Here is an 8110-nt window from a genome sequence, read left to right as displayed (position 1 = left end):
CCCCCCCCCCGCCCCCCCCCCCCCCCCCCCCCCCCCCCCCCACGTCCAGCACGGCGTGTTCGCCGACCCAGAGTGAGCGGCCGGAGCCGGTCGCCATCATCTCGTCCATGGTCGTGTCGCGCAGCGCGGTCACCGCGATGCGGCCCGACCAGGCCTGCAGCGTGCCGTTCAGCGTGATCTGGCCGATGCCGGCCAGATTGATGCGCTGGCCCGGGTCGACCGCCACCAGCGAACCTTCCGCCAGCGTCAGGCCGACGCGGGACAGCTCGTTCTGCGCGGTCTGCAGCGTGCCGCTCTGCAGGGTCAGGCTGGCGCCCTTGCGCTGCGTCAGCACGCTCTTGACCGCGTCTTCCTGGTAGAGCGGCGGCGTCCAGGGCTGCAGGGCCCGCGTCTTGTCCGTCGCGGCGGCGGCGTCCGGCGCCAGGCGCAGCAGCGGCATCGAGACGCGCAGCTGCGCGCCTTCGACGACTTCCAGGCCGCGCGTGCCGATCAGTTCGTATTGCGAGAAGCCCTGCGCGAAGTCGCTGTCCGCCAGCACCGACACGCCGGCGGGCGCGGCCTGGCCGCGCTGCTCGGCGCGCACCACGCGGATCTGGTTGGCCTGCAGGGTCAGCTTGCCGCCGCCGTCCACGCCGCGCGCGGCCAGCGCGCCGTCCAGCGCCAGCACGCCGGGCGACCCCGCCGATCCGGCCTCCAGCAGCAGATCGCCGCCCCGGCCGGCCAGGGCCTTGCCGCCGCTCTGGATGGCGGCCCCGCCGCTCACGTCCACCAGGCTGCCCTGGCCGAGCGCGATGCTGCCGCTGCTGCGCAGCGCCACCTGTCCGCCGTTGCGGCGCGCCAGGCCGGGCGAGGCGGCGGGATCGAGCGCGGCATTGGTCCACAGGCCGCTGACATCGAGCGTGGCGCCCGCAGCCAGCGTGACGCCGGCGGGCTTGCCGGTCGCGGGCCGGACGAGGACGTCCTCGATCGCGCCACGGTCATTGACCTGCCTGAGCACGTTGCCGGCCTGGATGCGGCCGCCCTGCGCGGCGATGCCGGCCTGGATGTCGACCTGCGGCGCGTACAGCAGCACGCCGGCGCCGGGGGCGAACCCCAGCGCCTGTTCGACGGCGATCCTTTCCTTGGCGGCCACGGTCAGCTGACCCGGATTGACCGCGTTCAGCCAGGCGGCGTCCAGGCGTATCTCGCCGTCGGCGGCCGGACCGCTGCCGATGGATACCTTGCCGGCCAGCGCGGCCAGGGCCCAGTTCACCTGGCCGCTGTCGGCGTCATAGCGCGGCAGGTAGCTGCCGACGATCAGGCGGCCGCGGCGCGCCACGGTCGTCTGCGACTGCAGATAGCCGTCCATGTCCCATTGCGGCGCATCGGTCTGGCGCGGGCCCTGGTAGACCTCGCCGGTGACGCCGCCTTCCAGCCGGGCCTGCCCGGTCGAGACGATCAGGGCGCCGGCGTCGCGGCCGACGGTGTAGCCGTTCTCGAACCGCGTCCGGGGGCCGATCAAGGGGTTGTAGAAGACCCGCGTGGCCTTGTCGCCCCAGCGCTGGTGCACCTGCTCGAAGCCCTTGTACAGGCCGGTGTAGAGCAGGTCACCGGGCGCGCGCGACACGTCGTAGAGGCGGCCGTCGGCGCCGCGCAGCCAGCTCTGGCGGATGTACCCGTCCTGCACGTCCAGCGTGCCGCCGGACAGGTTGATGTCCGAGCCGGCGCGGGTGACCAGCGCGCCGCCGGTGAAGGTGGCGGTGCCGCCCTGGGCCAGCCATTCGCTTGCCGTGCGCCCGCTGGTGGCCAGGTAGCCGCCCACTTCCAGCAGGCCGCCGCCGGTGTACCAGCGCTCGCCGGCATAGCCGTTGGCGCCGCCGGGCACCTTGACCAGCGTGCGCCGGTCGATCCAGATCTCGCTGTTGTTCAGCAGCTTGCTGTCCCGGTTGACCGGCGCGTCGCGCTGTTCATTGCCCTGGACGTCGATCTTCAGATTGTTCGATTCCATGGCCAGGCGCACGCCGATGGCACCCGCCACGTCCAGCCGCGCGCCGGCGTCGAGCAGGGTCTGCCTGCGCGCCGACACGGCGATCTGGCCGCCGGTGGCCAGCGTGGTCGAGCCGTCCAGGAACGAGGCCAGGTTGCCGCTCACCACTTCGATGCGCGGCAGGTCCGGGCGGTCGGCCACCGTGCTCAGGTTGTCGAAGACGCCGGCCGTGTTGTTGTTGGCGAGGCCGTCCAGCGTCTTGAGCGCGGCGGTGCGCTGGCCCTCCAGGCCGGTCACGGCGGATGGCTCCAGCAGCACGGCGGTGACGCTGCCCGCGCCCAGCGTCACGCTGCCGCTGGCGTCGCTGGCGCGGTTCAGCAGGTGGATGGCGCCGCGCGCGCCGATGTCGGTGCTGGCGACCAGCACGCCGTCCTGCCGGATCTGATGGCCGGTCAGCGTGATGTCGCCGGTGGTGGCGCTGATCAGGCCGCTGTTGCGCACCAGGCCCGCCGTGCTGGCGGGCTTGAGCGTGGCGCTGACTTCATTGCCGGCCGTGGTGGACTTGAGGTTGCCGTCGGTGCCGTAGCCCTTGCGGATGTAGAAGTCGTCGCCCGCCGCCAGCGCGGTCTGGCCGCCAGGCGTGGCGATGGCGCCGGCGTTGTGGACCTCGCGGCCCAGCAGCAGCACGTAGCCGCCGCCCTTGGTCGCGGTGGTGGACGCGGCGGTGTCGATGCGCGCGCCTGCCTGCACCTGTATCTGCCCCAGCGCGTCCTTGAAGGTGGGCTGCGTGCCGTTGGCATCGGTATAGATGCCCTTGTCGCGGAACTGCTGGTCGGTGATGGTGGCGGCGGCGGCCACCAGATTGCGCGCGTTGACCTGGCTGGTGCCGGTGAAGATCACGCCGTTCTGGTTGACCACCAGCACGGTGCCGTCGGCCTTGATCGCACCGTGGATCTCGCTGGGTTTCGCGGACGCGCCCACCACGCGGTTCAGCGCCGCGTCGGACGCGTTCTGCTTGAATTGCAGCGTGGTGTTGCGGCCGACGTTGAAGCTGTCCCAGTTCAGGATGGCGCGCGACTGCGTCTGCTCGATGGTCACGACCTGGCGGCCATCGGCCGTGCTCTTCTGCGGCGCCTTGGCGCCTTCCCATTTGGCCTGCGCGCCCTCGGCCGCCCACAGGCCGCCCGGCGTCAGTCCGTCCGGCACGCCGGCGCCATTGGCGGCCGCCGCCGCGCGCGCGGCGGCCTGCGCCGCCTGCTGCGCGGCCACGGCCGCCGCCGTGCGGTTCAGGTTGTCGAGCGAGCGCTGCAACTGCTGGCGCGACTGCGCCTGCTGCTGGCTGGCGTTGCCGACGCCTGCCAGGCTGCCGTCCGGCAGGCGGCCCGAGCGTTGCACGGCCGATTGCGCCGCGCCCTTGTCGGCGAACCAGCCGGGACTGAAGGCCCGCGATTGCGCCTGCGCCGCGCCCGCCGCGCCGCCGGCGATCAGCAGCGCGGCCACCGCCTGGGAAACCGGCGTGCGCCGCCAGGCGCGAGGGGAGGAGGAAGGACGGACGGAAGGCGCTTGAAACGTGGGCATGGCGTCGTTCTGGTATGTCGATGAGGGGCGTCGGCGGCGTGGCCGCCGGGGCCGGCTTACTCATCTAGTCGAACGGCGCGCGGGGACTCGGCACAACAATCCCCATGAAATTTTTATGACATGCGCAATCCGGACCGCGCGCCATCCGTCTCAGCTAAGGAAGACCAGATCGCCCACGCGCCGCACCTGCGCGCCGTACAGCTGCTGGATCTGGGCGATGGCCTGGTCCAGGTCCTGCACCTCGTAGCGGGCGCTCAGGCGGCGCCGCGCCAAATCTCCATTCATCAGCACCACGCGCCCCGGGCGGTAGCGGTTGATCTCGTCGATCGCCTGCTCCAGCGGCAGGTCATGGAAGCTGACCACGCCCGCGCGCCAGTCCGAGGGCCGAGCCGGCAGCGGCGCGGGGGCGTCCAGGGCATCGTCGTCGTAGGCGATCTGCATGCCGGCCGCGAGCCGCAGCGCGCCTTGCGGATGGCGCACTTCGAGCTGACCGGCGTTGCAGCGCAGCTGCACCTGCTGGCCGCGCAGCCGGCGGATCTCGATATCGCCGTCGGCCAGCAACAGGCGCGCCGCGCCGGCTTTCACCAGGCAAGGCTGGTCGCGCCGGGCCTGGATCGCCGCCTCGCCGGCCACCAGCTCGATCTCCGGCCGGCCGTCGCGGGTGGCGACGTTCAGGCTGGTCTGCGTGTTCAGCGCCAGCGTCAGTTGCTGCGCGTCCAGCGCATAGCGGCGCTGCTCGCCGGTGGCGGTCCGGTAATCCGCCTGCATTTCGGCATAGGATGGCCACAGGCCCAGCGGCGGTCGCAGCAGCCCCACGGCCGCCAGGCTGGCGAAGGCGCCGGCGCCGCCGGCCAGCAGCCAGCGCCGCCGGGGCGAGAATGGCGCCTGCGCCCGGCGGTCCGGGCGCGCCTGGGCGGGGCGCTCGGCCGCATAGGCTTGCACCACGCCGCCCAGCTCGCGCCAGGCGCGGCTGGCTTGCGCCCAGGCGCGCTGATGCGTCGGGCTTTGGCCGCGCCAGGCCTTGAAGGCTTCGCCGTCCTGGACGGTGGGCGACCCCGCGCCCAGGACGCGCGCCCAGGCGTGTGCCTCGCGTTCGATCGCGTCGTCGTCGGGAGAGCCGGGGCGGTGTGCGGTGTTCATGGGCGGGTTCGGGCGGCGCGGGCGGAAGCGCCGTTCTCTTGCTTAGACGTTTGGGCGACGGCAAAACGGCACGCCAAACGCGCGAAATACACACTTGCTTGCATTATTTCTTCGCTCGCTGTCCTCGCCGGCCCGGTTCGACGGGCGGCTGGCCGGGCGTGGCGACGTCCTGCGCCCGCCGCATCGCGCGCAGGCAGTGCTCGTGCGCGGTCTGCAGTTCGCGTCCGACCAGCCGCAGCGAAATGCCCCAGCGTTGCGCCAGTTCGGGCCGCGACAAGCCGTCGACGCGCGCCGCCACCAGGATGTCGCGCTGGCGCGGCGTCAGCATGTCCAGCGCCTTGAACATGCCTGCCATGTCCGAACGCGACTGGGCGATCTCGGCCGGGCCGGGGGTCTCGTCCTCCAGCTCGAAGAATTCGCTGACCTCGCTCTCGCTGAGCAGGCGGGTGTCCTGGCGGATGCGGTCGATGGCCGCGTGCACGGCGGTGTTGACCAGGTAGGTCTGCGGATGGCGCACGCCGTCCAGGTCGTCGCGCGCGGACAGGCGCAGATAGGCGTCGTGCAGCGCGTCGCCGGCCAGGTCGGAGGCGCCGCCCAGGCGCCGCGAGACCTGGTTCCTGAGCGCGTCGTAGCGCTCCGCGATCAGCCGCCTCAGCGCGGCCAGCCCCGCTCCGCTCATCGTGCGCAGGCCTCGCGTCCGTTGGCCGAGGGCAGGATCAGCAGCGTGGCGGGCAGGCCGAAGCCGGGCGGCGGCGCGCCCATCGGCAGCCCGGCCAGCGCGTTGCGCAGGCCGGGCTCCATGTCCGGACGTCCGTCCGCGTGGACCTGCACGCCGTCAATGGCGTGGGAGGCGTCCAGCGTGATCCGCAAGGCGGCGCGGTATTCGCCCACGCGCAGCGCCGGGCGCGCGCACAGGGCCGACAGCACGCGCGCCTGGATCTGGCCGTAGTAGCGCAGGCGGGCGGCGTCCGGCGCGGCCTTGGGCGCGGGCAGGGGCCGCAGCATCAGTGCGCGCGGGGTGGTGTAGATGGCTTGCAGGCCGCTGCCGGCCAGCAGCTTTTGCAGCGCGTCGCGCGAGCTGTAGCGGCCCGACAGGGCGGGCGCGGTCTTGTCGGCCACATGGCCGGCGTCGTAGAGCACCGAGTCGCCGGTCAGCTCGCTGTAGCGCTGCAGGGCGTCATGCAGCGGCTGGCGCGGCCAGTCGAAGGCATGGACGGGATCCGGCTGGGCCTGCGCGGCCGACAGCGCGGCGCCCAGCAGGCCGGCGGCCAGCATCAGCGGCAGGCGCTTCACGCCGCGGGACACGCGGACGTCGGACACGGCGCAAGGGGCAGGGCAGCGGGGAGCTTCATACGCGCGGGCACCCGGCGCGGGCGGCCGGCAGACGGGAAGGGAGCCGCAATGGTAGGGCGCGAAGATGAAGCTTTGGTTGCAGTCAGATGACGGCAGGCGCGGCGGCCGTCATCTGGCGCGGATGCCGACGCGGCTGGGGCGCTGGCGGGGAGCGCGGGCGGCGCCCGATCAGCGCATGCCGGGAAAGGCCGTCACCCAGGAAACCTTGATGTCGCCAAAGGCGCGCACGATCTGGACCTTGAAGTCCGGGAAGGCGGTGACGATCTCCCATTTGCCGCAGCTGCTGGCGAAGGCGCGCACGCGCTCGACGCGGATGTCCTCGAAGGCGTTCACGACCTCGATCTTGATGTCGGGAAAGGCGTTGACGATCTGGACCTTGCCGCGCAGCGGGATGCCCTTGTAGGTGCAATTGGCCTTGTCGAGGTCGCCGGCCTGCGCCAGGGCGGGCGCGGCGAGCAGGCAGAGGGCGAGGCGGATCAGCGTTCTTTTCATGGGGCAGGGATGGTAGCGCGCGGCCCTCAGCCCTTCAAGCCCAGCCGGCGCGCCAGCTTGTGCAGGTTGCTGGGGTCCACCTCCAACACGCGGGCGGCCGCGGCCCAGTTGCCGTCGTGCGCTTGCAGCGCCAGCCGGACGTGCTGGCGCTGGCAGGCGTCCACGGCGTCGCGCAAGGCAGGCAGCGCGCCGTCCGGCGTCGTGGCGGGCGGCGCGTCCGGCGCCGGCGCGAGGGGACGCAGGTCGGCGCCGGACAGGTCCAGCAGGCCGGCCTCCAGCGTGACGATGTGGTTGCGGTTGGCGCCCCGGCTCACCGCCTTGATGGCGGCGCGGCTGATGACATGCTCCAGCTCGCGCACATTGCCCGGCCAGCGGTAGCGGCGCAGCGCCTCTTCGGCGTCCAGCGCCAGCCGCAGGCTGCGCAGGCCCAGCCGGGCGCGGTTCTGTTCCAGGTAGCGGCCGGCCAGCAGCAGCACGTCGTTGCCGCGCTCGCGCAGCGGCGGGATGGCGATGGGATAGACCGACAGCCGGTGGTACAGGTCGGCGCGGAAGTCGCCGTCGCGCACCAGGTCCTTCAGGCTGCGGTTGGTGGCGGCCACGATGCGCACGTCCACGCGCCGGGGACGGTCGTCGCCCAGGCGCTGGATCTCGCCGTTCTGCAGCGCGCGCAGCAGCTTGGCCTGCACCAGCAGCGGCAGTTCGCCGACTTCGTCCAGGAACAGGGTGCCGCCGTTGGCGGCCTCGAAGCGGCCGGGCCGGTCGGCCACCGCGCCCGAGAACGCGCCCTTGGCGTGGCCGAACAGCTCGCTCTCGGCCAGCGACTCGGGCAGGGCGGCGCAGTTCACGTGCACCAGCGGCTTGGCGCGGCGTCGCGACAGCCGGTGCACGCGGTGCGCGAACAGTTCCTTGCCCACGCCGGTCTCGCCCAGCAGCAGGATCGGCAGTTCCGAGTCCGCCACCACGTCGATCTCGTGCAGCAGGCGGGCGATGGACTCGCTCTGGCCCAGGATCTCGTGGTTGTCGGCGGGCGTACCGTCGGCCCGGGACTGGCCCCGCGTCAGGCGCAGCGCGCGCGTCTCGGCCTCCAGCCGCGTGGTGCGCAGGGCCGCTTCCACCAGCATGATCAGCTCGCGCAATTCGGACTGGGCCTCGGCGCCGAAGGTGCCGACCTCCAGCGCGTCCAGCGTCAGCACGCCCCAGGGCTGGCCCTCGACATGCAGGCTGGTGCCCATGCAGTCGTGCACCGGCAGGGGCTCGCCGGCCATGCCGTTGATCAGGCCGTCGTAGGGGTCGGGCAGGGTGCTGTCGTGATGGAAGCAGGTGACGCCCCGGCGCGCCAGGATGGCGGCCAGCCGTGGATGCTGCTGCACCGCGAAGCGCCGGCCCAGCGCGTCCTGGGTCAGGCCGTCCACGGCCACGGGGCGCAGATGGTCTTCCTCCAGTTGCAACAGGGCCACGGCGCCGCAGGAGAAGTGCGCGCGCACGCTGGAGACGAGCCGTTGCAGACGCACGGCGGGGGGCAGATCGACGACCAGGTCGGCCAGGAGCAGGTTTTGCATGGCGGGGTGATTTGTACCGTTC

At 72.7% G+C, this 8110-nt stretch carries 6 protein-coding genes; all 6 read right to left on the bottom strand.

Features of this window, described 5'->3' with window-relative positions; translation table 11 throughout:
* Positions 1-3544 (bottom strand): filamentous hemagglutinin N-terminal domain-containing protein (locus ACEU5R_RS07630; protein ID WP_392409710.1); only part of this gene is annotated, 3544 nt, incomplete at its 3' end.
* A gap of 150 nt (positions 3545-3694) precedes the next feature.
* Positions 3695-4684, bottom strand: a complete 990-nt coding sequence (locus ACEU5R_RS07625) for a FecR family protein (protein ID WP_392409709.1) — start codon at positions 4682-4684, stop codon at positions 3695-3697.
* 103 nt (positions 4685-4787) lie between these two features.
* Positions 4788-5363: an RNA polymerase sigma factor gene (locus ACEU5R_RS07620; protein ID WP_392409707.1), complete on the bottom strand. Its 576-nt coding sequence runs from the start codon at positions 5361-5363 to the stop codon at positions 4788-4790.
* Positions 5360-6004 carry an STN domain-containing protein gene (locus ACEU5R_RS07615; protein WP_103273021.1) on the bottom strand — a complete coding sequence of 215 codons (645 nt, stop codon included), beginning with the start codon at positions 6002-6004 and terminating at the stop codon, positions 5360-5362. Before ACEU5R_RS07615 ends, ACEU5R_RS07620 begins: the two co-directional genes overlap by 4 nt.
* Positions 6005-6205: 201 nt before the next feature.
* Positions 6206-6529: a hypothetical protein gene (locus ACEU5R_RS07610; protein WP_103273022.1), complete on the bottom strand. Its 324-nt coding sequence runs from the start codon at positions 6527-6529 to the stop codon at positions 6206-6208.
* Positions 6530-6555: 26 nt separating this feature from the next.
* Positions 6556-8088 carry a nitric oxide reductase transcriptional regulator NorR gene (gene norR / locus ACEU5R_RS07605; RefSeq protein ID WP_392409705.1) on the bottom strand — a complete coding sequence of 511 codons (1533 nt, stop codon included), beginning with the start codon at positions 8086-8088 and terminating at the stop codon, positions 6556-6558.
* Positions 8089-8110 lie beyond the last annotated feature (22 nt).

The organism is Achromobacter sp. 413638 (assembly GCF_043119405.1).
Taxonomy (GTDB): domain Bacteria; phylum Pseudomonadota; class Gammaproteobacteria; order Burkholderiales; family Burkholderiaceae_B; genus Achromobacter.
The sequence above is the reverse complement of the archived record's forward strand: the minus strand, read 5'-3'. Positions and strand labels throughout refer to the sequence as shown.

Excerpts from the sequence above, each read along its gene's own strand:
- ACEU5R_RS07625 (WP_392409709.1), bottom strand. The coding sequence starts at position 4,684 with ATGAACACCGCACACCGCCCCGGCTCTCCCGACGACGACGCGATCGAA.
- ACEU5R_RS07620 (WP_392409707.1), bottom strand. The coding sequence starts at position 5,363 with ATGAGCGGAGCGGGGCTGGCCGCGCTGAGGCGGCTGATCGCGGAGCGC.
- ACEU5R_RS07610 (WP_103273022.1), bottom strand. The coding sequence starts at position 6,529 with ATGAAAAGAACGCTGATCCGCCTCGCCCTCTGCCTGCTCGCCGCGCCC.
- norR (WP_392409705.1), bottom strand. The coding sequence starts at position 8,088 with ATGCAAAACCTGCTCCTGGCCGACCTGGTCGTCGATCTGCCCCCCGCC.